We start from the raw sequence: 24,013 nt of genomic DNA, 5'->3' as shown, positions 1-24,013 counted from the left end.
TAAAATACCCCGCCACTTTGAAATCGTCTGCCTTACGGATAAATTCGGTTAAGCAACCTTGGAAACGGAATTGCTTCGCGAATATGCTCTTCACCTGTAATCCATGTGACTGCACGTTCTAAACCAAGTCCAAAGCCTGAATGCGGCACACTCCCATACCGGCGCAAGTCCAAATACCATTCGTAATCTTTTTCATCAAGTCCTGCTTTTTTGATCTGCTCAGTCAGATAGCGGACATCGGTTGCTCTTTCCGAACCCCCAATGATCTCCCCATAGCCTTCAGGTGCAAGCAGATCTGCACAGATCACAACATCTGTACGCGTTGGATGTGGCTTCATGTAGAACGGCTTGATTGCCTTAGGATAGTTTACCACAAAAACTGGTTTGCTAAAATGCTCAGCCAGGAACGTCTCTTCTGGTGAACCAAAGTCATCCCCCCACTTGACATCCGGAAATTCGCCTGAATCAGTTAATAGCTGGATTGCCTCATCATAGGAAATTCGGGGATATGGAAGCTCCGTATACCGCCGCAAAACTTCAGGATCGCGCTCAAGCAACTTCAACTCGTACTGACAATTATCCAGCACACTCTGAACCAAAAATGCAATGTAACGCTCTTGAACTTCCAAACTTTGTTCTTGGTGCATGAACGCCATTTCAGGTTCAATCATCCAAAATTCAATCAAATGTCTGCGTGTTTTTGACTTTTCGGCGCGGAAAGTCGGTCCAAAAGAAAAAACTTTCCCATAAGCCATTGCACCAGCTTCTTCATAGAGCTGACCCGATTGTGACAAGTAGGCATCTTTATCAAAATATTTTGTGTGAAATAATTCAGTGGTTCCTTCTGGTGCCGAACCTGTTAAGATCGGGGCATCAATTTTAATGAAACCTTCTTTATTAAAGAATTCGTAGGTTGCACGAATAATTTCATTTCTAATCTGCATAACTGCGAATTGTCGTTTGGAACGCAACCACAGATGCCTGTGATCCATCAAGAAATCAACCCCATGTTCCTTGGGTGTAATTGGATAATCCTCACTAGCTCCGACTTCTTCAATTTCAGAGATCTCAATTTCATAGCCGAAATGCGAGCGTTTGTCTTGATGAATTGTTCCTGTCACGTAAAGACTTTCTTCTTGACGAACTTCCTTTGCGAGGGCAAAGACTGCTGCACTCACGTTACTTTTTACAACCACTCCTTGGAAAAAAGCAGTCCCATCGCGCAACTGCAAGAAAGCAATTTTCCCGCTAGAGCGCTTATTTGTCAGCCATACTCCGATTCTGACTTTTTCATCAACGTGTTTGCTTGCATCTATAATACTAATTGTTTCCAACCAAGTCTCCCCCTACATGTGTTTTTCAATAAACTTCTTTATTCTGTGCATTGCTTCCTTTAAATCTGCCAAATCAGTTGCATAACTCAGTCTGACATGCGTAGGCATCCCAAATGCACTTCCGACAACGACAGCTACGTGTGCTTCTTCTAACAAAGCATTCACAAAATCCTCAGTTGTAGCAAATCCGGTCATTTTAACAGCCTCGGCAACATCAGGGAAGAGATAAAAGGCTCCTTCAGGCTTATCTGTCAATTTAATCCCCGGAATTGCTGTTAATAAGGGATAAACAGTATTCAAGCGTTTTTCAAATGCAAGCCGCATTTGCTCAACGACACTTTGATCACCTGTTAATGCCGCCAAAGCTGCATATTGACTTACAGCTGCAAGATTACTCGTTGCATGTCCAATCACGGTCCCCATCTTTTTGATAACTTCTTTGGGTGCGACTGTGTACCCAATTCGCCACCCAGTCATGGCATAAGCCTTTGAAAGACCACTGACAAGGATCGTCTGTTCCCTGATACTTTGTCCAAGTTCAATCAACGACGTAAAATGATTTCCATTGTACACAAGCTTGCCGTACATATCATCAGTGATTAAGATCACCTCATGCGCCACTGCCCACTCACCAATTGCTTGCAGCTCGTCTTTAGTGTAGATTAACCCAGATGGATTTTGCGGTGAATTAATAATCAAAATCCGAGTCCGTGCAGTGCGTGCTTTTTCCAAAGCTGCAACTCCAACTTTTCGCCCATCTTCAGGCTGCACGAAGACCGGTACTCCGCCTGCAAGTTTAACCTGTTCTCCATAACTAACCCAGTAAGGCAAAGGAATCAGTACCTCATCGCCTTCATCAAGCAAAGTCTGTGCAAGTACATACAGCGAGAATTTGCCGCCGACTGTCACTGCAACTTCACTAGGTTGATAAGTCACCTGATAATCAGCAGCAATGCGATCACAAATGGCCTGTTTTAATGCGGGAATACCCGTTGCTGGAGTATAAAAATCCGATTTTCCAGCTTCAATGGCTGCAATTGCCGCCTGTTTGATCTGTTGTGGCGTATTAAAGTCCGGCTCACCAATTCCAAGATTGATCACGTCAATCCCTGCAGCGGACATTTCCTTTGCCTTCGCTGAAAGTGCAAGCGTTGCAGACGGTTGAATTTGCTTAACTCTGTTTGAGATCTTCATCTATTCACCCTCATACTCTAAAGATTTTGAATTTCTTTAACTGTCTTCCCATTTTTAAATGCAAACAGTGTATAACACAGTTTACCACTTCGATTCAAATACGTGACTTCCCAAACTGGCTTTTTCTGCCATATTCCGAGGTTAGTCTTCAAAACCCGACTGGATTTTTCTTGGCTTTTCACCAAAGAACTTGCTCGTTGTTCACTGATTCCGGCACTTTGATTAAGAACAACCGTGCGTCCACCTTTTTTAGCAATAATGACATACACTTGCTGACCCTTGGTATTAGTGCCTGCAACAGTGAAGTATGTCGCCTTGCGGTTAAAAAGATAAAAGTTCGTTTCATTCTTTAACCCAGCATACTTGCGTGCAAAGCTCACAGCATTCGCCTGTGCGGCTCTTTTAGGTGCACCTGCTTGCCAATAAACAATTAGGCCCCCGCAAACGAGCACTACTAAAATTGCAATACTGATCAATTTTCTTGTTCTCGTGTTTTTCCGTTTCACTTGTCTCATTCTTTGCATGCTTTCCATCTCTTTTACTGGTTAAAATTCAATTCAGACATCCAGTTAATTATACCAATAAATAAAATCATTTTGAACCCGCCGTTTTTTTATTTTTTCCAAAAATTACTTAAATACTCTTCAATTTCAGCAGTTGTAATCATCTTGACTGGTAATTCTGCTGGAAAAACGGAACGTAACTTTGGACCATATGTTCGTGAAACAACACGGCTGTCAAGAACAATCAACACCCCTCGATCGGTTGGAGTTCTGATTAAGCGTCCAAACCCTTGCTTCAAACGCATCATCGTTTCTGGTAAGGCAAGTTCAGTAAATGAGTTTCGCCCTTCGTGTTCAATGGCACTGTATTTAGCACGATTGAGCAGCGTATCGGGTGGTTGAAAGGGCAGTCGTGTAATTACCAAAAGTTCAAGCTTATCTTTAGGCAGATCGATTCCCTCCCAAAAAGCGCCAGAACCTAGCAGCACCGCATTTGGTTCAAGTTTAAAGCTTTTAATGATTTTTTCATTACTGCCAGTGATTCCTTGAGCCAGCAGCACCCGCTTATCATTCACACCATTTTTCTTTAACTGCTCATAGACTTTTTGAATCATGGCTAATGAATTAAAGAGGACCATTATTCTTTTAGCACTATGTGCAAGAATCTTCGTCAATGTTTTTCCGATATATTTTGTATATTCATCAACGTTACGTGAAATATCAGGAGCATCGGCCACAAGCAACGCCAGCGCTTGTTTTCCATAATCAAACACACCGTCAAGGTGAATCAGTTGTGTATCATAATCGAGATCCAACTGGTCTAGCATATAGCGTGGAGATCCCGGGAGCCTTAAACTTGCACCTACAAAAAGGACATGTCGGAAATTTGCATAAACAACTGGTTCCAAAAAGTTTTTCGTTCTAAAAATACTAAATTGTAAGCGCAGATGCGCACCAGCTTGGTTTAAGGGCAGCGAGATACTAACCAGCATCTCATCAGAAAGTTTTTCTAGCTCCGTAAGAGAAAGCCGTTCCCAAGACTTCAACGCTTCCAAGAGACTTTGGCCTTGTTCCGTTAATTCAAACAAAAAGATTTCAGCAGCCTTGTCCAGCCGTCCTTCATTTCGATACTCTGCAAACCGCTGTTCAAGTTTGCTAAAAATCTGAGTTAACCGTGCACGTGTTTTACTAATTTGTTTGATGTCTCCCAAATTTTCTTTAACAAATCCGAGAAATTTACTTAGCCTAAGCGTTTCCTCATAGAAAACCGTCGTAAAAGGCGCTGCGTTGACAAAACGTTCAAACAGCTTGGCACGCAGCTGTGGAATTCTTTGATCCACCAACCGGACTGTCCGCAGCAATTCTTGTTTTTCAGCCGTTGTTAAAAATTGCTGTGTCTGGACCTCTTGCAAAGAAAATGAAACATGTGACTCCATTTTGACCAGTAAATTATCACAAATAATTTTAAGCTCATCAAAATCAATGACGTCACGGTTGGCTTTAAGTGCAATACTGCCTAAATGCTGTGCCTCATCAACAATCAAGTCTCTTTTTTGCAATTCTCCCAGTTCAGTTGCGTGCCGCACCAAGTAAGCATGGTTGGTAATAATTAAATCTGCACTTTTCACTAATAATTGCTGCCGCTGAACAAAATCGAATTCAAAAAATGGACTATTACTATCAAGCGAAACTGGTCCATGATGACGAATTTCATCAAAAAGTGGATTCTGATACTTCGTCAGGTGCAATTCAGTGAGATCACCAGTTTTGGTGATTGTTAGCCACACTAATAGTCGCAGCTGCAGCAAACGTGTTTGAGCACTTTGAACTTGTTTCAATGAGCGCGCAAATTTTTCCAGATCAAGATAGTTCCGGCTGCCCTTTAAGACTGCAGCTTCAAATTCAAAAGGCAAAATCTGTTTCATCAATGGAATGACTTGCTCGACCAGTTGAGTTTGTAAGGCAGTCGTCGCCGTTGAGATGACCACACTGCCCCGCTTTTGTGCGGCATATGCTGCAGGAATCATGTAGCCAAGCGTCTTTCCTAAACCAGTAGGAGCCTCTACGATTACACGCTGCAAAAGATCATCTTTTAAAAAACCGTAAACTTGATTCATCATTTCAGATTGCGCTTTACGCCAATCAAGAAAATGCAAAAATAATTTTTTCTTATCTTTATCACTCACAGGAAAAACGCTCGTTTGTCGTTTCTGCATGCTCCGTTCGTTCCGACGCAGTAAAATCCCCGCAGCATTTTGCAAATAATCTGGGACCGGTTCTCCTAACCGCTGCTTGCGCTTCAATGCATTGGCAAAACATTCACCCGTTTGAAACAACAACGCATTTTTGTATCTACAAATCTGGGCTAGCAAATGAACCGGTAAATTTTCGATTTGCTTCAATAAAAAAAGTAGCAATTGAGCTGTTACCATGGCATCACTATCTGCATGATGCGGATGTGCATGAACAATATTCAAATATCTTCCCAAATAAGCCAGCCGATAGCTTGGAAGTGTCGGCAATAAGATTTGGCTAAGCTGGACGGTATCCACCCCTGCTATTTCTAATGCCGGATATCCGCACCGTTCTAACTCTCTGTTTAAAAAACGATAATCAAAATTAATATTGTGTGCCACAAAGACTGTGCCTTGCAGCAATTCATAAATAGTCGCCGCCAGATCATCAAACAGGGGCGCTTTACGCACATCGCGTGCTGTAATTCCCGTTAGTTGTTGAACTTCTTCAGGAATTTTCATAACTGGATTAACCATTGTACTAAAAACATTTGCGATCTTTTTATCTTTAACTAAAACGCAACTGAATTGAATAATGCGGTTACTTCCGTCCATCGCTGTTCCCGTAGTTTCAATATCAACAACTGCATACATTGGTGCTGGGCTCATTGTTCCACCGACTTTCTCGCATTCTCTAATCGCAATTCTATCACAAAAACACTTTTTTTCGTACATGTGACAGTCAGTGTGGAACACTTGGATGTGTGCACTACTCTTTATTGTCAATCCTGACATAAATATGTATAATTCTATTTGCTTAACATTCAGGAAAGAAGAAGACAATCAATACAAGTTATTGTTTCTTTTGTAGTATGATAAAATTGGCGTCGAATAAAGAATTGGAAAGGAAGCATTATTTTGAGTATGTTCAGTATGCATTCTGCACGCGGAAGAAGTCATGCTAAGATCATTTTAATTGGAGAACACTCTGTCGTTTATGGGAAACCTGCGATCGCACTTCCGCTTTCGGAAGTCACCACTCGCGTAAGAATTAGCAGTGTGCCTTCCCCAATCCAAATGATCCGCAGTCGCTACTTCGAAGGGGCCATTCGCCAAATGCCTCATACGATGTACGGTCTGCAGCATTTGATTTCATTAATTTTAAATGAACACCATGCACTCGATGCTCAGTTTGAATTAACAATCAAGAGTGATCTCCCAGCTGAACGTGGCATGGGTTCCTCGGCTGCAACTGCGGTTGCACTGATCCGTGCCCTTTATAATTATTTTGGCTGGAAGCTCTCACACACTGAACTCTTACAGCTAGCTAATGTTTCGGAAATTGATATGCACGGAACTCCAAGTGGTCTGGATGCCGCAACCGCTGCGAGCACCAACCCGATTTGGATGGTTAAAGACCGTGAACTCACACCGATTCCAATTAAAATGGACGGTTGTCTTTTAATCTGCGACAGCGGTATTAAGGGACGTACCAGTGAAGCTGTGGCCAGCGTTCGTGCACGCCTAAAAAATGCACCACATGAAACCAACCAAGTCCTTGACAAATTATCAGAATTAACTTTGGCTGCTAAAGAACAGCTTGCTAAAAACGAAATTTGCGGTCTAGGGAAAACTTTCGACAAAGCTCAGGAGCAACTTAGATCATTGGGTGTTAGTACCCAAAAGCTTGATCATTTAATCCATGCAAGCCGTACATTGGGTTCTTTGGGCAGCAAACTAACTGGTGGGGGGCGTGGTGGCTGCTTTATCTGCTTAATGCCTGATCAAATAACCGCCAAAAAAGCAGGTGCCCAGCTCAAAAAATTAGGTGTGCCACAAACTTGGGTGCAGCCACTAGCGCTGCGTGCCAAGGAGGAGGTCAACTAAATGCAATCCCCAAAATATACAGCACGTGCACACACAAACATTGCTTTGATTAAGTATTGGGGTAAACTAGACCAAGACCTTATCATTCCAATGAATAGCAGTCTTTCTTTAACACTCGATAAATTTTATACAGATACGAGCGTTTTTTTTGATTCGACTTTAAAACAAGATATTTTTAGGCTGAATAATAAAGAATCTTCAAGCTTAAAGGTAACCCACTTTATGAAAGTACTGCGTGAAAAAACGGGTGAAACTCGTTTTGCCATGATTAACTCTGAAAATCATGTTCCTTCCGCCGCAGGGCTAGCTTCCTCAGCTTCGGCTTTTGCAGCACTTGCATTGGCTGCAAGTCGTGCTGCAGGTTTAGTCCTTGACTCACGCTCACTTTCTCGGCTTGCACGTCGCGGCTCTGGGTCAGCTACACGTTCAATCTACGGCGGCTTTGTTGAGTGGCAGCAAGGAAGTGATGATGCAACTTCATATGCCGTTCCGTTTGAGGAAAACGTTGCTTGGGATCTCAGCATGATTGCGGTAGTAATCAGTGCAAAACAAAAAAAGATTTCCAGCAGTGTAGGAATGCAGCGAGTTGTCGCGACCTCTCCTTACTACTCAGCGTGGCGTAAAACCGCTGCACAAGACCTTGCAGCCATGAAAAAAGCCATTAAAAAAAGGGACTTCAGGCAAGTCGGAACCATTGCAGAAGAAAATGCAATGAAGATGCACGCACTTAATGCCAGCGCCCATCCGCATTTTAGTTATTTTGAACCTGCTAGTCTGCAAGTGATGAAAATTGTTGCTGATTTGCGTTCCAACGGCATTTTTTGTTATTATACTTTAGATGCGGGACCAAATGTTAAAATTATCTGTCAAAATAAAGATATTCAAACAATTTTAGCTGCTCTAGCACCCTCTTTTTCGCAAGAAAGATTAGTAGTTGCAGGTCCAGGTCCAGGCGTCAAACTTATTGACAAACCATAAATTAATTTATTCGTTGAAGGGACATGATTTTTTGATTACCGTTAAAGCTCCGGGGAAACTCTATATTGCAGGCGAATATGCAGTTGTCGAAACAGGTTTCCCGGCAATCTTAGTGGCATTAAATCAGTTTGTCACTGTAACCGTCGAAGAAAGCAGCGACTTTGGCTCCATCAATTCCAGACAATATCAGGAAAATTCGCTTTATTGGAAGCGTGAAGGAAACAACATGGTGTTCGACAATCGTGACAATCCTTTTCATTACATTCTGTCAGCAATTCGACTGACCGAAATATATGCACAATCTTTGGGAAAAGAAATGAAATGTTATCACCTAGGGATTGACAGTGACCTTGACAGTCCCGATGGAAAAAAGTATGGACTCGGGAGTTCTGCTGCAGTCACAGTTGCAACGGTCAAGGCACTTTGTCGCTTTTATGATCTTGCAATGACTAAGGATCAACTTTTTAAATTAGCTGCAATTGCACATCTGGATATTCAAGGAAACGGCTCCTTAGGCGATATTGCAGCCAGTGTCTATGGTGGCTGGATTGCCTATCGCTCATTTGACCGCGAGTGGCTCAAAGTTGCACGTAAAATCTATTCCTTACGCAAATTGATCACCCTTGCGTGGCCAGCTTTGCAAATTGAACTGTTAGATCCGCCAGCTAATCTGCAACTGCTCATTGGCTGGACTGGCTCACCGGCGTCAACCTCACACTTAGTCGATGCCGTTGGTTTAAAAAAAGCCGAACAAAGAGCTGCTTATCAACAGTTTTTAACTGATAGTAAGCAATGTATCAGCCGCATGATAACTGGTTTCCGTTCGAAGAGCATTGCTTTAATTCAAAATGAAATTAGATTCAACCGCCAGTTGCTTAAGCAATTAGGCAAACTAAGTGCAGTTGAAATCGAAACTCCCTTGCTACACCGCCTTTGCGAATCAGCAGAAGCTGCACAAGGAGCCGCCAAAATCTCGGGTGCTGGCGGTGGAGATTGCGGAATTGTTGTAATCAATAAACAATTGGACACCACCAAGTTAAAGTTAGCTTGGGAAAAAGCTGGAATTGTTCCGCTTAACCTGCATGTCCATCAAGTTAATGACTAACCTACGTTGAAGGGAGCCAAATGATATGGATGAACAACATGCACACCGCAAAGATGAGCACGTCTTTATTGCGGAAAAGCAATACTGTCAAGTTGCCGCAAACGGTTTAGAGCAAGTTCGTCTGCTGCCGAATAACCTGCCTGAAATTTCTGCTGCAGAAATTGACCTTTCAACGCAGTTAGCCGGTCTCAAAGTTGAAACACCCTTCTTTATTAACGCAATGTCTGGTGGAAGTAAACAAACTGCGCGTATAAATCAAAAACTGGCAGCCGCAGCTGCTCAAACAGGTCTGGCAATGGCAACTGGCTCTCAGAGTATTGCACTCAATTCTCCAGCGGCCGCAGCCAGCTTTCAAACAGTGCGGCAGGAGCTTCCTCAAGGAATTGTAATAGGCAATTTAGGCGCAGGACACGGATTGCATGATGCAAAACAGGCTGTAAAGATGCTGAATGCGGATTTGCTTGAGTTGCATCTCAATGCGGTTCAGGAAATAATTATGCCTGAAGGTGACACTGAATTTTTTTGGAGTCGAAATATTCGTGAGGTCGTCCAGCAGTTAGCTGTCCCAGTAATTGTTAAGGAAGTTGGCTTCGGAATTTCACCGCAAACTTTGAAGAAACTAAAAACACTGGGTGTCCATTATGTTGATCTTTCAGGTCGTGGTGGCACAAACTTTGCACAGATTGAAAATCAAAGACTCCGTGAAATGGATTTTTCGGTACTTAATGATTTTGGACTGACGACCGCGGAAACTTTAGTGGCAAGTCAACCTTTTCAAGCTGATTTTTCATTCACTGCTTCTGGGGGAATTCGGACTTCCCTTGACATCGTGAAGTGTCTTGTCTTAGGAGCAGATAACGTGGGTATTGCAGGTCTCTTTTTGCACACAGTCCTAAAGGAGGATATTGCTGGCCTTGTTACCTTAATCAATACCTTAAAACAGCAAATTCGCGCTATTATGACTGTACTGGGCTGTCATAACATCAAAGAATTAAGGCAAGTTCCATACGTGCTTGCACCTGACTTGCTTAGTTTTAAAGAACAACTTAAATAACCCGTTTTAACTCGCAGCTTGCGCATTAAGCTTTGCTGGAAAGTTAAACCTTTTTCTGATTAATAACAAGCAAAACTAGGGGCTGTGACAAAAGTTAAATTTTGTCACAGCCCCTCTCTTATTCCGGATAAACGTGTTCCATAAGTCAAAATTTTCCGTCTAACTTCGAATTACTCATAGCAAAGTACTCGCTATGTTCGTAATTTCGAGTTAGCACTCAAATTTTCCCGACTTATGTCACACTCTCTAGTTTTTATAATATCCGTATTAATGTCTGTTTCAAAAAGCACACTTGCTAAGCTATTTAAGGCTTGAAACGCAATCCTTTCGGAAAGAAATTTTTGAGGGTTCCATTGACAAGTTTTCCAAAACTAAAGCTCTTGCCTTCACAGGTCAATAAGTACCAACCATTCTCCTGCTTATCCTGCAAAAGAGTTAGTGTATTTCCAGCAACAAATTTTTTCCATTCTTCTACAGAAATCGCAATTTTCCTTAAACAAATACTCGGCGGAAGATGCAAAACTAACGAATAAGCAGGTTCAAACCGTTTTTTCTTAAATGTCCCTAATTGCAGCCCCGGCCGTATAAATTTCAAAGTCGAAATATCCGGCCACTCTTCCGGGTACCAATATAGTTTGTTGCCCAAGCAACGCAGTCCTTGAATCAAAAAGACCTCTTCTTTAAACATCTGCCCCGCAAAAGTTGTCCATAGTTCCTGTTCTTCTGCATTCAAGCGCCGAAATAATTCCGGTTGTTTTCCCTTGCCACGTCGTTTCTTATTTTTTTTGCCACTTTGTTTCTGGATTGTTGGTGCCGGTCTTTGATCTTTGAGTTTTGCAATAAAGTGACCTTCACCTTGGAAATGATGGGGAAATAATCTGATTGTATTCTCTAAACTGCGGTTTCCGTCGGCTAGCTCAGGTCTTCCAGCATCCATTCCCTTCCATTTTTTGATTGGCAAACAGCTCAATTCAGGATATTCCGTCAGTAACCACGCAACAATTTGCTCATCTTCTTCTGGTGCAAACGTACAGGTCGAATAAATAAGCTGTCCTCCCGGTTTGAGCATCTTTAAAGCTTCTCGTAAAATCTCTTTTTGACGTGCAGCACATTGCGCTGGATAGTCTTTGTGCCAATACTTAATTGCGGTTGGGTCCTTGCGGAACATTCCTTCACCAGAACAAGGAGCATCGACTAGAATCTTATCAAAATAACCCGGAAAAGTATGGGCCAAGGTTGCTGGGTCTTCATTAAGAATTAAAACATTCGCCGCCCCGATACGCTCTAAATTTTCAGCTAAGATCGTTGCTCGTTTATGATTAATTTCATTTGAAACAAGCAAACCCGCGCCATTTAATTTAGCAGCAATTTGTGTCGATTTACCACCCGGTGCAGCACAAAGATCTAAAACGACTTCTCCAGGAGAAACATCTGCCACTTCACCCACATACATCGCGCTGGGTTCTTGACTATAGACATAGCCGGTTTGATGCTCTAATGAATGGCCACTAACAGCCCCGTAAAACCCAGTTGCCACATATGGGACCGGCTCTGCTAATGAATATGCTACTTTTTTTTCGTCTTCTTTGAGTGGATTTAAGCGAAAGCCTTTAAGCGGCTGCTGGCTCAAACTCGCAAAAAACGCTGGTGCCTCCTGACCCAGGATCTCCTGATATTTTGTGACAAACTCTGCAGGTAATTGCAATTCTCAAAACTCCTATTTCAAATCCTTTATTTTTTTACTAATCAATCTAATGAATATCAAGTTATTAACCAAATAAAATGCAATATCATAACTCAATAATCCAACGTAACTATCCAACTCAAAAAGTAGCATTCCCGCAAGTCCGCCAAAAAGAACGCCTAACCCACTAAAGAGTGCAAAGAACTCCCATTCAATATAAACCAAGCGCCGCTGATCATCATTTGCCAAAAGTAGTTCTCGATACCTTCGATTGCCTAAGAGTGCCCAGAGAAATGGGATAGCCAGTAGACCTATGCCTACAAAAATCAATCCGATTAATTCCTTCCAATGAGAAACAATCCACGAATCCTGCTCAATCAAAAGATGCTGCCGATTTGCATGTGAAACTTGGGCAGCTCCAAGTACACTAGTTAACTTTTTCTTAGAAAGTGGAGTCTTGCCATCAATCACAATCCGATAGTTATTCGCCACCATCTTTGAACGCATTTCAATACTTGGAGAAATGAAGAGCTGATTATCTAATTCAGTGTGATAACTGTCCCCCATCACACCGACTACAGGCAGATAATTCCCTTGAAATTTAAGATAACTTTGGTCTTTGGGAAGGTAGAGCTTCTTTTTGTAATTTTTCCCCACAACTGCAACTGCCACAGCTGAATTAAAATCATCGTCGTCAAAGAAATTGCCCGTCAGCATTGGTGGTACTGGAAAATTTTTGATGCCATAAAAATAAGTTACCCGTTTATTTTTTTTATCCTGAAAATGAACCTGTACATTTGAGAGACTTTCATCGCTGTTCAGCCGATCTGTAAATTCTTGCATCGTCATCTTTGTTTTTAACACAACCCGATAAGCATCAGGGGTTAAGTTATGATTATTCAATTGAATCATTAATGTGCGCTGTTGCAGCTTTACAAATAAAAAAACACTGCAAAAAACAAAGACTGCTGAATAAAAAAGCAGCCACATTCTTCTTTTTAACAAACCAATTTCACCTTGCCCTTAATGGATGCCTAAAGCCATTTTGGCATAACGGCTCATCCGCGCAATCGTCCAAGCTGGCTCCCACACAAATTTAACGTCGATACTCTCAATCTCTGGCACTGGTTGCAATGCATTATCGACCATGTCTGCCAAAAGATCGGTGAGCGGACAGCCCATTGTAGTCAAGGTCATCTGAATCACACAAGCTCCATCTTGATCTAAGTCAATCTGATAGATTAAACCTAGATTGACGATGTCTACCCCTAGCTCTGGATCAATTACATCTTCTAGTTTTTCAATAATTTCCTCTTTAACTGTCTTTAGATCTCTTTTTTCATCCATCAGATGTCCCCTCTTTCTTACAGGGCAGCAAAATACTCAGCGAATTTGTCTGCCATTTCTACTGTCGTTGGGTAAGAAACTTTATGTTTTGCCCCACGAGTTGTCGTAAATGTAACCTTCTGTGCATAAGAATGATCACTAATTCTATCATAAAATTCCTTAGTAGGAAGATACGGAACCATTTCGTCAGCAGTTCCGTGCCAAAAATGAACCGGACGCCCGGCAATCTTCTGTGGATTGGCTGAAAGATCAATGATTTTAAGCTGCTCTAATTGTTGTTCCACATAATCAGGATCAGCATCTTGAGCCCCAGGTATTCTGCGTAACAGATCGCGTGCAAAATCTACAGGCCTTGGTGAACCCATCAGACAAACTGCGGCACTAATCTGTGGATACACGCATAGAAGGGCACATGTCGTGATTCCGCCCATTGAGAGACCACTTACCCCAATCTGTCCCTCTTTGATTCCAAACTGCTGCTGATACTCGGATACCAATTTGGGAAATTCTCTTACGGAGTTTGCAATGATTTCCCAGAATTCCAGTTGATGACTTTCTGCAGGTCCGTTTACTTGCCTTTGCCCATGATATAAAGCATCCGGTAAAACTACACGGAAGCCCCGTCTAGCTAACTCGTATCCTTGAGTCAGTACTCGTTCCTTACATCCGGTCCAACCATGGTAGAAAAAAACGAGTGGAAGCGCTGAATCGCTTTTTTCATTTTGAACTAACTCCAGCACCGGAATCCCCTTAATCTTCCTTGATACAATCGTAATCATTATCGCTACCGCCTCCATCCAATTTAATTAAATTATACAACGACACTAAACTTAAACTCTAGTAAAATCATTGTTTTTATGTTAAATTTAGTTTTACGAGTCTGTGTAATATAGAGGTGAAATAATTTGGAACAAAAGTTAATTGCACTTGATCTGGACGGAACGACACTGAATGAACATTCTCAGATCAGCGCACGTACAAAGCAAATTCTGCAAAAAGCTAGTCGCAACGGTCACATTGTTTCGATTGTCACAGGGCGGCCTTATCGTATTTCAAGGGATATTTACGACTCACTGGGAATTAAAACACCCATGATTAATTTTAATGGCGGATTAGGTCATATCCCTCATCAAACATGGAACCGGGAATATCAGGATACCTTTGCCCGTGAAATCGCGCTCGATCTCCTTGCTCACAAAGAAAAATTAGGCATTAAAATGATGGCTGCTGAGGCCAAAAATATGTTGCTGGCAAATACAGCCGACCCTGGTTCTGCCGACAACTTTTTCCCGAGCATCTTAGCCAGCACCGAGGTCTTGAATGCCAAAAATTTAAAAACTGATCCGGCTTCCGTAACAATGCTGGTAGAACAGACAGCCAAGGAAAAGATCATTGCACAACTAGAACAACTTTATGGCACTGACCTTGAAATTGGCGTTTGGGGTGGACCAAACCCTATTCTTGAACTTGAGCCTAAAGGAGTCACTAAAGAAAAAGGTCTCAGATACTTAGCACAGCATTTCAATATCAGTCGCAAAAACATTATTGCTTTCGGTGATGAACACAATGATGCAGAAATGATTGACTATGCTGGTTGGGGAGTTGTAATGCGCAATGGTACCGACCAGCTTAAGCAGATTGCAAACGATGTAACCCCGCTTGATAATACACAGGATGGTCTTGCAAATTATCTTGAGGAATACTTGCAACTTGCTGAATAGCAATTCATACGAGGTCTGCTTTTGTAACCAGCTTAAAAATATCTGACTTTAAATTGTAAATAAAGCAGCAAGCGATAATATTAGGTACGTTTTGGACTACATAATCCGAAGTCAAACAAAAAATTCGGCTTATGAAACATATTTATTCAAAATAATTAGTGGGCTTGATCAAAATTTAATTTTTGACCCAGCCTCTTTTTTTTAGAACATGATTATGGGCACGGCATTCCCTAAGTTAAATAATCCCAAGTTAGTAAAATTGAAGCTTAAAACCAAGATTTCTTAATTCTCTGACACTAACATACTACTGGACCTCATTTGAGCCCGCATTTGATTGCAAAACTTGTACTTAAATTTGATCGTCATAAATTCAAAATATTCACCAATAGCTCTTCCTATAATCAAAAAACAGCTTTAAAAGCAGCTAGGCGACATGTCGTCAATCAAAGACCAACTCCATATCGCCTAGAAAATCATATACATATTTATTAACGCCAATTGACTGCTTTACTTGGCAGCAATTTTTAAAGTTTAAACTTCAAGATCACAATTCAATAGATCCGCATAAGTCTCACGCCTGATTACCAGCTGATCCTGCCCGTCTTCACAAAAAACAACGGCAGGTCGTGGATTTCGATTGTAATTGCTGGCCATTGTGTACCCATATGCGCCAGTTGATAAGACTGCCAAAATATCACTGGGATGTGTAATTGGCAACAGGGCATCACGTACTAGAATATCACCTGATTCGCAGTACTTACCTACAACCGTCACAATTTGTTCTTTTAAAGCTCTTGGTTTATTGGCAACAACTGCTTCATACTTAGCTTGATAAAGTGCCGGTCTGATATTATCTCCCATCCCACCATCAACAGAGACGAAGTGACACACACCCTCAACATCCTTACGTGAACCGACAGTATAGAGCGTAACTGCAGCTTCACCAGCCAGTGCACGTCCAGGTTCTATCCAAATTTCTGGAAATTTAAGTTTCGCAGCTGTAATCTGCTCCTTAACCGCGGTAATAATCTGACTGACGAACTCATTTGCAGGCAACGGTTCGTCTGCGTCGGTATACCGCGTTCCAAATCCACCGCCAAGATTGAGCAGCTCTGCAGTAAAATCATATTTTTCATGCCAGTCTTTTAGCAGGCTGACCATCTTTTGGACTGCCATCAAAAATCCCTTAGCAGCAAAGATCTGTGAACCAATATGACAATGTACACCTCTAACATTCATGCGCGGCTCAGCCAGCATCGCCTTTAAAGCCTTCTCTGCTTGCCCACTTCGAACATCGAAACCAAACTTCGAGTTTTCTTGGCCAGTTGAAATATATTTGTGTGTTTCGGCTTCAATTCCAGGTGCAACCCTTAGCACAACAGCGGCTGTTGCGTCTTTTTCTGCTAAAATCTGCTTTAAAAAAGCAATTTCTTGAAAATTATCAACTACAATGCAGCCGATTTTGGCAGCAACCGCCATCTCAAGTTCTGCCGGCAGCTTATTATTGCCGTGAAATTCGATTTTTTCAGGAGGCATGCCTCCCTTTAACGCCGCGTATAATTCACCGCCAGAGACCACATCGCAGCCAAGACCTTCTTTTGAAATCAGCTGATACATTGCAAGTGCAGAGAAAGCTTTGCTGGCATAAGTAACTCGGTAAGGAACTTTTGCAGCAATGAAAGCTTGTTTAAAGCGTCTGATCTGGGCCTTTATTTGCGCAACATCATATGCGATCAGCGGTGTACCGTATTTGGCAGCCAATTTAAGAGAATCAACTCCTCCGACAGCCAAATGACCAGCTTCATTGATTTCAATTGCTTCCGATAACTTTGTCAACTAAAACATCCTCTCTAAAATAAAATAAAAAAGCCAGGTTTTCCTCCCAGCCTAAATTGCAAAAACTAGTGTTTGTTACATTTAAACACCCCAACACCATGCTAATAAACACTTAGCTAAAACAGCTAACGTTGTCATGCCTGTAGTTACAGTCTTCAATGCTTTTGCCGGTATAGTAGGAGTGCACCCAGGTGACGCCTCTAAACACGACACCTCAAATCTTCCTAAAAAATAAAAAGATATTAACTATATTAAAGCAGAAATAATATTAGAAAGCAATTAAATTCGGTAAAAACTCCCACTGCGATCCCACTGAATAACTATCATCGGTCACTTACTTTAGCTTTAATTTGTTCCTGCTGCGTCGAGTCAGCAAAATTACCAGCAATATCTGCAGTATTAACGAAATTAATAAATGCAGTTGGATCTTCTTGGCTTACGAGTTGTTTAAACCGGTATAGTTCATAACGCGTCAAGACAGTCATCAAAGTTTGGCTTTCTTTCCCAGAATAAGCCCCCTTTGAAGGCAGTACTGTCACTCCCCGTACAAGTGTGTGCTGAATAACAGGCAAAATTGCAGCTGCCTTGGCAGTTACCACAAAGGCAGTTATCTTTTGATGGGATGTGTGAATACTATCGACTACGCGAGTCAGTGCATAATTGGAAATTATGGTGTAGAGTGCACTTTGCCAGCTAAAATAAAAACCCGCTGTTAAAATAATGATCATATTCGTAGCTAACATTAAAAAACCGACTGAACGTCCAGTAGTTTTATTGAGAAAGACGGCAACAATATCCATTCCACCAGTTGAAAATCCATATTTTAAGGAATAGCCAACTCCCACACCTGTGATAACTCCCCCAAAAAGAGCATTCATTAACGGATCCGCGGTTAAACGCTGCACTGGCAGCAGGATTGTCAAGATCGTTGTTGAAAGAACTGTCAAAATACTGTAAAAGGTAAAACTCTTCCCAATTTTCAAGAAACCTAACAGCGCTACCGGCACATTCAGCAAAAAGATAAAGTAGCCAGTATCAACCTTAATGCCAATTGTTTTTTTCAAAATTGCGGAAACTAATTGTGCAATTCCATTCAACCCTGCGCCAAAAATATTTCCTGGCAACAGAAAAAAATTTAACCCCAACGCCAATGCCGCTCCTGCAAAAATTACAATTATGAATCTTCTCAAACCATTCGAATATTGAATGTTCACTTCTTTGCCCCACTTCAAAGTAAATTAAACCAGAAAACTCCATCTAGTTTTCCGATTGTTTTTTATGCTAGAATTATTTTAACGAAATAAGCTGCAAAAGAAAAGAGGTATCTCGCTTGGTATATAATAAACAGAAACTTTCGGCCTGCACCAGCATTCTAGTTGGAAAAAATGCAACTGTCGATGGCTCAATTATGATTGCTCGCAATGAAGACTATCGAGCAGCTTGGCCAAAACACTTTGTCGTGCGACCGCGAAAAGAATTTTCCACCCCACAGAGCTTTGTTTCGCCCGACAATGGCTTCAGTTTAAAGCTCCCTCGAGTTCGCGGTAAGTATACTGCTATTCCCGAATGGACTGATAAATATGGTTTCTTTGAGGAGGCTGGCATTAATGAGTACGGTGTTGCAATGAGCGCTACCGAAAGTGCATATGCAAACGAACGTGTTTTGGGGGCAGATCCGCTAGTTGAAAAGGGAATTGGAGAAGAAGCCATGATTACTGTTGTCTTGCCTTACGTAAAGAGTGCAAGACAAGGTGTTCGCCGTCTCGGAAAAATTGTTGAAGAACACGGAGCCAGTGAAGCAAATGGAGTCCTTTTTGCTGACAAACAGGAAGCCTGGTACCTGGAAATTGCTACTGGGCATTACTGGGCGGCACAGCGCATTCCAGATGACTGTTATGCAGTTGTCGCAAACCAGCTCTCTTTACAGGAGATTGACTTTAATGCACCTGAGGATTTTATGACTGCCACCAATTTAGAACAGTTTGTAATTGAAAATAAGTTAAACGCGACCCCGCACTCCTTCAACTTTCGTGAGATTTTTGGAACCCAAGGGCCAAATGATGAAGTCTATAACACTCCACGTGTATGGTATGGACAAAAAATGTTTAATCCTGAAATCAAACAACTACCTCAAAGTGAGAAGCTCCCTTTTATTCAAAAACCTGCAAAGCTGTTACATCGAGAAGACGTTGAAGACTTATTAGGCTCACACTTCCAAGGAACTGCATATGATCCTCTTGGTAAAAACAACCAGGAAAAAAATCATTTTCGCCCTATCAGCCTTGCAAAAACACAGGAATCACACATTTTGCAACTCCGTCCTTGGTTGCCTCCTGAAATCAGTGGTCTACACTGGCTTGCTTTAGGGGTAACCGCGCAAAGTGTTTTTGTGCCATTCTATGCTTCACTAACTGAAACACCTACCGATTATCAACGCGGGACTGCGACTTTCAGTTGGGATTCAGCCTATTGGCGTTATAAACTTTTAGGAGTGCTTGTTGACCCTCATTACCCGCTTTTCGGAGAAAAACTAGTAACATTACAAAAAAATTTGCGGGTTGAACTCAACCACCGTGTCCGCGAAAGCGATCACTATGCATTGCAAATGAATGCGGATGCTGGGCGGCTTGCTTACCTAACCAAAATAAGTCATGAAAACGCCGCACTAGCACGCAACCAAGTTAATCAGCTGATTGCAGAATTGATTACTGCAGCCACTGATCTTTCACCTTTGAATTTCACAACTGACGAAAACCTCTAAATTAGCTAAAGAGAGTGTGACATAAGTCGGGAAATTTGAGTGCTAACTCGAAATTACGAACATAGCGAGTACTTTGCTATGAGTAATTCAAAGTTAAACGGAGAATTTTGACTTATGGAACACGTTTATCCGGAATAAAAGAGGGGCGGTGACAAAATTTAACTTTTGTCACCGCCCTCTTTATTGAAGATGAATGTGTGCCATAAGCCAAGTTTGACTGACTTAGGTCGCAGTTTCACCTTATTGCTATTTTAGTGCTAATCTGTTAGCTGACAGATACCATTTTTTAGTGGTGTGTTACAATAATGCTGTCTCAAGTTTTTCGTTAAACTGCTGTTTTTGTTAAACTTCTATGCCAACCTTTTCAACATTGACAGCCGCAGTTAATTCTCCAGAATTAGACCCGCTCAAGCGTAGCATCTGTGTTTTTTCGTTCACGTCAAGCTTCATTTCGTCATCCATATACATATCACTATAGCCCTTGATCATAATCGGTCCTAAGTCAGAATCAATTTTTTGGTTATAGTCATGCGTTTCTCTTTCAGGATCAACTAACAGGATCCGAAAAACAGACGCCAAGGTGCAGGCACCTACTCGAGACAATGACCCAACTCCATCGTCAAAATCCAGCAATATCTTGTAATTTCCATTACCAATTTTATCTTTGAGCTTAGCCTGTGCAGCAGCAGTTATTTTTAAATACATTATGCATTCGCCCCTTTCAATTTATATTGTACGCAACTTAAATTAAGAAGCAATTTTATTGCCTCAACCCGGAAGCAAGTTTCCGCAGCACACATTTTAAAAATAAAGAAGGTTTTCTAATGAAATACTCCAATCTCAATACTTTCATCCAGTCTGAACCAAGTGAACTACTGCTAAATTCACTTCAAATTGATGTCAACCAAGTTGTCAGTCGCAAAAAAATCATGCTTACCTGCTTTTCAGACGGCAATTTAAAGGCACTTTTACAGGCAAAAGATGATGAAACTTTTTTTGTCGGCTTTGACTTTTTTACTTTACTGCAAAAATTACAGCGCTTTAATCTTATACCTCCGCTAACAGCACACCTCAAAATTTTACCTGAAGAATATCCGCAAAAAATTGCCGAATTTACGATCACCGTCTACAAAAATGATGATTCTTTATATGGTGCATTAACCGTCTTTATTTCAGAAAAAAACACAAATATACTTTATTGTGCAGGCTTTACTCAAAATGGAGCGCATCAGAAAAGAATAAAAACGTGGAAAAAAGTGGCCCGTAAACTGCAACTGGCAGCCCTGATTCTTAATTCACAGATGCGCCAACCGAACGCTTCACAGCAGCCCTTTAGTGAAAACGGAATACAAAAACACTTTGGTAAAGTGATTAGTCAGTTGCACCCAAGTGCTAAGCTTGTACTTTCACCCTGGAATCCAGAAAGGCTACAGCATTTTAATGAAATAGCTACCAGCCATGAAAAAGCGCTTATCTGGACTCCTAACTTTGCTCACCTAATCCACTTCTTCTATCCGCAAGAAGTGCTTTTAACTTCAAAGGACACGCATACTGCGGCAGCACTTTTGCTCGTTGACCCTACGCAAGACAGTACTCCGCAAAAAATCGACTATCTTGATCCAACACTTCAAGCAAAGGCATTGACAGCGGGGAAATATCAGTGGACAGCTTCTGGTAATTTCAACAAAAGTTTGACCTTTTTGGATGAAAATGCACTTAAAGAGCTAAAAGATGATCTACGGCCAGCAAGGATTATCTTTTTAGAAAGATGATCCTCACGTTAGACTTTGAAAATTATTTCAAATATTCTTTAAAAAAGGTTTCGACTTTTTGCGTATATTCTTTTGGGTAATTGTAATACGCCATGGCATGCCCTGTTTTTGGCACTACCCAGAGCCGTCGAATTCCACGTGTTGATGTATAATTTTGATAAACCATACGTGTGGGAACAAATTTATCTGCTTGGCCATGAATTAAGAAAAGTGGTAACTGGTTTTTATGCAACTGGCGGACTGTATTGCCATCATTAAAATTGAATCCATTTTTGAGGAGACTGTACCATCCAGCGGTAGTAATCAAAGGTTCCTTGGGTAGACCAAAGCGTGCTTTTAATTCATAGGCTAATTCAGCTGTAATACTTGAATATCCTGAGTCTGCTATAATTGCCTTAACCTGCCGCGGAAGTTTTTCACCACTGGTCATCATAACAGTTGCTGCGCCCATACTGACACCGAATAACCCAATTTGCACCTCTTGGCCTTGGCGTTTAATTAGCAATTCTATCCATTTAAGATAGTCCAAGCGATCAGGCCAGCCAAATCCAATATAACTTCCCTGACTCTGACCTGCACCGCGATCATCAGGTGCCAAGACATTGTATCCTTGGTTATGCAGCATTCTAATATAACTAGCCATTAAGCGATGATTTTCTTGATAGCCATGGGCAACAATGATTGTCTGCTTGCTGGAGTGCTCTGCTGGAAGATAAAAAGCCTTCAATTTCAACTTTTGGGTAGCTGCTGTTTCAGTCCAGACTTGTTGGCTTTCATTTTTCAACCATCTCTGGTCTGCAGCCAATCGCACTTGCTTTTTACGCGGCAATTTCCCATTGAGCGGTTTTTGCGGTTCAAAAGCAAAATAATAAAAATAGGCACTTGCAGCAGTAATTGTCCCTGCCAGCAAAAGACAAACTATGATGAGCCCGCCAACTATTATTCTTTTTGATTTCTTTTTCACTTCAGTCTCCTTGATTCCTAAAAATCACTTTTTTAATACTCTAGATAAACAGAAGGCTTTATACATCAACTTCAAATCCTGAATAGCCCTTTAAGGCTACATCCACTCTGAGGTCGACCCACAAAGCCTCTGAATTATTGCACTTAATCTTTAACAAGCTGCTTATAAAATAGGTGAAAGCAATCGTGAAAAATACTGTTTAAACTTCAGCCAGTATGATTGTGCATTAAAATCAGCAATCGTCAACTTAGTTGAATGCAGCATATCGTTTTCAAAAATGGTACGTAATTGTGTGCTAAGTTCCTGATCATATAGAAAGGCGTTCACTTCAAAGTTCAGTTTAAAACTGCGATAATCCATATTAGCTGACCCCACAGATGCAATCTTTCCATCGACCACCAAGGTTTTTGAATGTAAAAATCCATTATTGTAACGATAAATTTCCACATTGTTTTCAAGCAATGCTTTGGCATAATATTGCGTTGCACGATACACAAAGGCGTGATCTGGTTTCGCAGGAATCATAATCTTAACTTTCACTCCAGAAAAAGCTGCTAGCGAAAGGGCTTCAAGCAGCGAATCATCAGGAATCAAGTATGGTGTTTGAATCAAAACATACTCAGTAGCATTGTTGATCATTTTGATATATCCCAACTTGATTTTTTGAACCTCGTTATCCGGTCCACTAGAAACAATTTGAATACTCGTATTTCCCTGGCGATGGATTAAAGGAAAATAATTCTCCTGATAATCTACTCGGCGCTGGGGAACCGTAGCATTCCAATCCATAAAGAAGCGTGATTGCATCGCCTCTGCAACATTGCCGACAACTCTCAAATGAGTATCACGCCAGTAACCAAATTTGGGACTGCGTCCAAGATACTGGTCACCAACATTGAATCCACCGATGTACCCAATTTGGCCATCAATAATTACTAACTTTCGATGGTCGCGGTAGTTCAAGCGAAAGTTGGAAAAGGAATGATGTCCACCAAAGAATGATTCTGCCTCTCCTCCCAATTTTTCCAAACGTTCGAAAAAGCGCTTCGTAGTCCCGCGTGAACCAAAGCTGTCATAAATGACGCGGACTTTAACTCCCTGACGTGCCTTCTCCTCTAATAAATGCAAAAATTCATTACCAATTTTATCGTTATAAAAAGTGTAATATTCCACGTGAATATGATCTTTTGCATTTTTTACATCTGCAAAAAGGCGCCGGAATTTTTCCTGACCATCAATAATAATTTCAACATGATTATGTTTGGTCAAAATTGCACTGTCTGTTTCCAAAAACAAGTGGACCATTTCGCGCGCAGTATCAGACATTTCGTCAGCCGGCAGCAATTCCTTTTCATTCCACTGTTCTTTTTGGAGTTTAACTAACTGGTCGATTCCCATCTGTTGTTGTGTCCGAATATCATAAATCTGATTGCGGGGCAATTTTTTTCCGACAAATAAGTATAAAATAAAACCAATAATTGGCAACAGCACCAAAACAAGCAACCAAGCCCAAGTGGCTGCAATTTCACGTTTTTCTTTAAAAACAGTAATAACTGCTGCAACAAGGTTAGCAACAAAAATGAGCTGCAGTGCTAAATTAACATACGACAACTTACCCACCTCTTTGGTGTTTCCAAAT

20 protein-coding genes are annotated in these 24,013 nt (G+C 41.3%); 7 read left to right on the top strand and 13 right to left on the bottom strand.

Annotated features, from left to right (window positions below):
* Positions 1–32: 32 nt before the first annotated feature.
* From asnS to AB3Y88_RS11140, 4 genes are all read right to left on the bottom strand, one after another.
* A complete protein-coding gene (gene asnS, locus AB3Y88_RS11155; RefSeq protein WP_228889643.1) occupies positions 33–1,334 on the bottom strand; it encodes an asparagine--tRNA ligase in 1,302 nt (433 codons plus the stop codon).
* Between the two features lie 12 nt (positions 1,335–1,346).
* The gene (locus tag AB3Y88_RS11150; protein ID WP_228889646.1) at positions 1,347–2,528 is read right to left on the bottom strand and encodes a pyridoxal phosphate-dependent aminotransferase; all 1,182 of its coding nucleotides are present in this window, start codon (positions 2,526–2,528) and stop codon (positions 1,347–1,349) included.
* Between the two features lie 17 nt (positions 2,529–2,545).
* Positions 2,546–3,052, bottom strand: a complete 507-nt coding sequence (locus tag AB3Y88_RS11145) for a DUF5590 domain-containing protein (protein WP_228889649.1) — start codon at positions 3,050–3,052, stop codon at positions 2,546–2,548.
* Positions 3,053–3,141: 89 nt separating this feature from the next.
* Complete coding sequence (locus AB3Y88_RS11140; protein ID WP_261909453.1) at positions 3,142–5,934, bottom strand: helicase C-terminal domain-containing protein; 2,793 nt, start codon at positions 5,932–5,934, stop codon at positions 3,142–3,144.
* 255 nt (positions 5,935–6,189) lie between these two features.
* Here AB3Y88_RS11140 and mvk point away from each other — a divergent pair, with 255 nt between their 5' ends.
* The 4 genes from mvk to fni are packed head-to-tail and all read left to right on the top strand — an operon-like array spanning position 6,190 to position 10,289.
* Positions 6,190–7,152, top strand: a complete 963-nt coding sequence (gene mvk / locus AB3Y88_RS11135; RefSeq protein WP_228889694.1) for a mevalonate kinase — start codon at positions 6,190–6,192, stop codon at positions 7,150–7,152.
* Positions 7,153–8,130, top strand: coding sequence for a diphosphomevalonate decarboxylase (gene mvaD, locus AB3Y88_RS11130; RefSeq protein ID WP_056960951.1), 978 nt, complete (start codon positions 7,153–7,155; stop codon positions 8,128–8,130).
* A gap of 31 nt (positions 8,131–8,161) precedes the next feature.
* Positions 8,162–9,235: a phosphomevalonate kinase gene (locus AB3Y88_RS11125; protein WP_367293444.1), complete on the top strand. Its 1,074-nt coding sequence runs from the start codon at positions 8,162–8,164 to the stop codon at positions 9,233–9,235.
* A gap of 25 nt (positions 9,236–9,260) precedes the next feature.
* The gene (gene fni, locus AB3Y88_RS11120) at positions 9,261–10,289 is read left to right on the top strand and encodes a type 2 isopentenyl-diphosphate Delta-isomerase (RefSeq protein WP_228889657.1); all 1,029 of its coding nucleotides are present in this window, start codon (positions 9,261–9,263) and stop codon (positions 10,287–10,289) included.
* A gap of 304 nt (positions 10,290–10,593) precedes the next feature.
* Here fni and AB3Y88_RS11115 read toward each other — a convergent pair whose 3' ends face one another.
* From AB3Y88_RS11115 to AB3Y88_RS11100, 4 genes are read right to left on the bottom strand one after another with little or no spacing between them, the layout of a single operon-like run.
* On the bottom strand, positions 10,594–11,994 hold the full coding sequence (locus tag AB3Y88_RS11115) for an RsmB/NOP family class I SAM-dependent RNA methyltransferase (protein WP_228889659.1): 1,401 nt from the start codon (positions 11,992–11,994) through the stop codon (positions 10,594–10,596).
* A gap of 12 nt (positions 11,995–12,006) precedes the next feature.
* Positions 12,007–12,978: an ABC transporter permease gene (locus AB3Y88_RS11110; protein WP_228889663.1), complete on the bottom strand. Its 972-nt coding sequence runs from the start codon at positions 12,976–12,978 to the stop codon at positions 12,007–12,009.
* Between the two features lie 18 nt (positions 12,979–12,996).
* On the bottom strand, positions 12,997–13,320 hold the full coding sequence (locus tag AB3Y88_RS11105) for a metal-sulfur cluster assembly factor (protein WP_056960947.1): 324 nt from the start codon (positions 13,318–13,320) through the stop codon (positions 12,997–12,999).
* 17 nt (positions 13,321–13,337) lie between these two features.
* Positions 13,338–14,099, bottom strand: coding sequence for an alpha/beta fold hydrolase (locus tag AB3Y88_RS11100; protein WP_056960946.1), 762 nt, complete (start codon positions 14,097–14,099; stop codon positions 13,338–13,340).
* 126 nt (positions 14,100–14,225) lie between these two features.
* On the opposite strand from AB3Y88_RS11100, the gene AB3Y88_RS11095 reads away from it, so the two are divergent.
* Positions 14,226–15,041: a Cof-type HAD-IIB family hydrolase gene (locus tag AB3Y88_RS11095; protein ID WP_056960945.1), complete on the top strand. Its 816-nt coding sequence runs from the start codon at positions 14,226–14,228 to the stop codon at positions 15,039–15,041.
* 531 nt (positions 15,042–15,572) lie between these two features.
* Here the strand turns inward: AB3Y88_RS11095 and lysA are convergent.
* Together lysA and AB3Y88_RS11085 are read right to left on the bottom strand one after the other, a co-directional pair.
* Positions 15,573–16,877, bottom strand: coding sequence for a diaminopimelate decarboxylase (gene lysA, locus AB3Y88_RS11090; RefSeq protein WP_054757382.1), 1,305 nt, complete (start codon positions 16,875–16,877; stop codon positions 15,573–15,575).
* A 323-nt stretch (positions 16,878–17,200) separates the two neighbouring features.
* Positions 17,201–18,085 (bottom strand): YitT family protein, encoded by an 885-nt coding sequence (locus AB3Y88_RS11085; protein WP_056960991.1) that lies wholly within the window; start codon positions 18,083–18,085, stop codon positions 17,201–17,203.
* A gap of 122 nt (positions 18,086–18,207) precedes the next feature.
* Between AB3Y88_RS11085 and AB3Y88_RS11080 the strand changes: the two genes are divergently transcribed.
* Positions 18,208–19,638 carry a C69 family dipeptidase gene (locus AB3Y88_RS11080; protein WP_228889666.1) on the top strand — a complete coding sequence of 477 codons (1,431 nt, stop codon included), beginning with the start codon at positions 18,208–18,210 and terminating at the stop codon, positions 19,636–19,638.
* Between the two features lie 342 nt (positions 19,639–19,980).
* Here AB3Y88_RS11080 and AB3Y88_RS11075 read toward each other — a convergent pair whose 3' ends face one another.
* Positions 19,981–20,343, bottom strand: coding sequence for an iron-sulfur cluster biosynthesis family protein (locus AB3Y88_RS11075; RefSeq protein WP_054757380.1), 363 nt, complete (start codon positions 20,341–20,343; stop codon positions 19,981–19,983).
* A 119-nt stretch (positions 20,344–20,462) separates the two neighbouring features.
* Here AB3Y88_RS11075 and AB3Y88_RS11070 point away from each other — a divergent pair, with 119 nt between their 5' ends.
* The gene (locus AB3Y88_RS11070) at positions 20,463–21,410 is read left to right on the top strand and encodes a hypothetical protein (RefSeq protein WP_228889668.1); all 948 of its coding nucleotides are present in this window, start codon (positions 20,463–20,465) and stop codon (positions 21,408–21,410) included.
* 22 nt (positions 21,411–21,432) lie between these two features.
* On the opposite strand, the gene AB3Y88_RS11065 is transcribed toward AB3Y88_RS11070, so the two are convergent.
* Positions 21,433–22,374 (bottom strand): alpha/beta hydrolase, encoded by a 942-nt coding sequence (locus AB3Y88_RS11065; RefSeq protein WP_228889671.1) that lies wholly within the window; start codon positions 22,372–22,374, stop codon positions 21,433–21,435.
* 162 nt (positions 22,375–22,536) lie between these two features.
* Positions 22,537–23,985 carry a cardiolipin synthase gene (gene cls / locus AB3Y88_RS11060; RefSeq protein ID WP_056960942.1) on the bottom strand — a complete coding sequence of 483 codons (1,449 nt, stop codon included), beginning with the start codon at positions 23,983–23,985 and terminating at the stop codon, positions 22,537–22,539.
* Positions 23,986–24,013: the final 28 nt, after the last annotated feature.

The organism is Liquorilactobacillus satsumensis (assembly GCF_964065465.1).
Lineage (GTDB): Bacteria > Bacillota > Bacilli > Lactobacillales > Lactobacillaceae > Liquorilactobacillus > Liquorilactobacillus satsumensis.
Note: the sequence above shows the minus strand (reverse complement) of the source record. Positions and strands in the feature narration are given on the sequence as shown.